Annotated in this window: 1 protein-coding gene; it reads right to left on the bottom strand. The window is 58.0% G+C overall.

What is annotated here, in order from left to right; genetic code table 11:
• The coding region (locus H8K43_RS18650; protein WP_230404122.1) for a condensation domain-containing protein at positions 1-2,234 on the bottom strand (2,234 nt) is incomplete at both ends.

The raw sequence follows: 2,234 nt of genomic DNA, 5'->3' as shown, positions 1-2,234 counted from the left end.
GAGTTGCGCGGCTCGGTGGTTGGCTCTGGTTTCGAGTTCGGCATAAGTCCAGCGATCAATACCATCGATGACGGCAATCGCTTGTGGCGTGGCGCTGCCCTGCATACTGATTTGCTGCTCCAGACGCTGACTGTGCGCCATCGCTAAGCGTGCGCCTTGCCAACGATCCAGCAGTAAGTTGCGCTCAGAGTCTGACAGCAGCTTTAACTGAGCACAGGCCAGCCGGGGTTGCTGTTCGAGTGCACGGCATAAGCCTTCGAGTGCATGCAGCATCCATGTACAGAGCTGCTCCGGTGAGACTGCGTGTACCGCGCTGGCGGTGAGTGTAAAGCCTGTCTCCTGATCGTCGACAGACATCGTGATCGGGTAATTGCTGGCTCCGGCCGAACCCAGCATCTCCATATCCGGCCAGACGCCGTCCTGCGTACCGGGCTGTTTATCGGCCACATAGCGGCAGTTAAGCAAGGTGGTGAACAGTGGCAGTGGTGCAGGCACTGCACTGCAGCTTTGCGCCAGTGCCAGCGGTGTATGTTCATGTTCCAGCAGTTCAGCCAGTCTGGCATGGGTAATACGCAAGGCTTGCTCTACACTGAGCTGACCTGCGCTGACACAGAGTGGCAGCGTGTTGATAAACAATCCCAATGCGCGATCCGCGCCAGCACCCGCATGCATTCGCCCTAACAAGACGGTGCCAAACACGGGCTCATCACGTCCTGTGGTGTGCGCCAGTACCAGTGCCCAAGCCAGATGCATCAGACTCGCACTGCCTACACCTTGCTGACGCACGATCAGGCGCAAACGCCGCGCCAGTTCTGCATCCAGACTTATGCTGGCACTGCGCATGTCGGCACCATTGGCACGCACATCCAGCACACCAAATGGCGCGGTCGCTTCATCGATATGTCCCAACATCTGTGTGAAGAAACGCCGCTGTGCATCGCTGCTCACACCCAGACGTGCGTGAGCCACCACATCACGGAAAGCTAATGGCACCGGCAACAGCGCCTGCAAACCACGTCCTGTCAGACTGATTTCCTGCATCAGCAATTCCATCGAGGCGTGATCCAGTATCAGATGGTGCAGCAAGACTAATAGTAACCAGCGTTGCTGCGCCGGATCATACGCACGTACAGCGCGCAGCAAGGGCGCTTGCTTCAGATTGAGCCGGTAGTGTCTGTTGTCGTAACGCGCTTCCAGCTGCGCCTGTACGCTGAGTTTGCTGTCTGTATCGCACAACTCTTCCACGATCAGGCTGGTCTGGCGCCACACAACTTGTACCGGCGTATCCAGCCCTTCCCAGTGCATCGACGTGCGTAATACATCATGTCGGTCCAGCACGCTTTGCAATGCATGCATGAAGCCATCGAGGCTGGCTTCATGCTGAAAACCGAGCGTTACCGAAGTTAGGTAAGCATCACCAGTGCTCTCCAGCATATGGTGAAACAGCATGCCTTCCTGCAGCGGCGCAAGCGGATAGATATCCTGAATCTGCGCAACACCGCCCGGAATCTGATGGACGATACTGTCTATCTGCGTTTGCGTCAGCTGCACCAAGGGCAGCATAGCGGGCGTAATCTGCGTCGCATCCGGCGCTATCCGGTTAGGCGGAGTCTGTAGCGCACCAGCGTGGCGCTCACTGTGTTCCACGGCCTCAGCCAGCGCAGCCAGCGTGGGTCGGGCAAATAAACTGCTGATATTGACGTGCCAGTCACGCTGACGCATACGCTCCGCCAGTTTGACCGCCAACAGGGAGTGTCCGCCAAGTTCAAAGAAATTATCGTGACGCCCTACCCTGTCCACCTTGAGTAATTCTTGCCACATCGCCGCCAGACTGTGCTCCAGTTCGCCCACCGGCGCGGCATATGGCTGTTGCGCCAGATAATGCTGCACCTGAGGCGCTGGCAAGGCCTTAACATCCAACTTCCCGTTCGCGTTCAAAGGCAAGCTCTGCAGCCACACATAGGCCGAGGGCAGCATTGCGTCCGTCAGCCTGCGGCTCAGCGCACTGTGCAAATCCGCACTATTCTGTGGCGCACCTTCCTGTGCCACCACATAGGCCACCAGCCGTTTTTCTTTTTGCCCTTCGTCCTGGCGCGCGATGACTGCTGCCTGGCGTATGCCCACCTGCTGACGCAGGGTATTTTCTATCTCACCAACTTCGATGCGCTGGCCGCGTATTTTGACCTGGTGATCGGCGCGGCCTAAGTACTCCAGGCTGCCGTCTGCGCGCCAGC

Origin of the sequence: Cognatundibacterium curvum (assembly GCF_014284235.1) — a bacterium.
In the GTDB taxonomy this organism is placed as follows: Bacteria; Pseudomonadota; Gammaproteobacteria; order Burkholderiales; family Burkholderiaceae_D; genus Undibacterium; species Undibacterium curvum.
The sequence above is the reverse complement of the archived record's forward strand: the minus strand, read 5'-3'. Positions and strand labels throughout refer to the sequence as shown.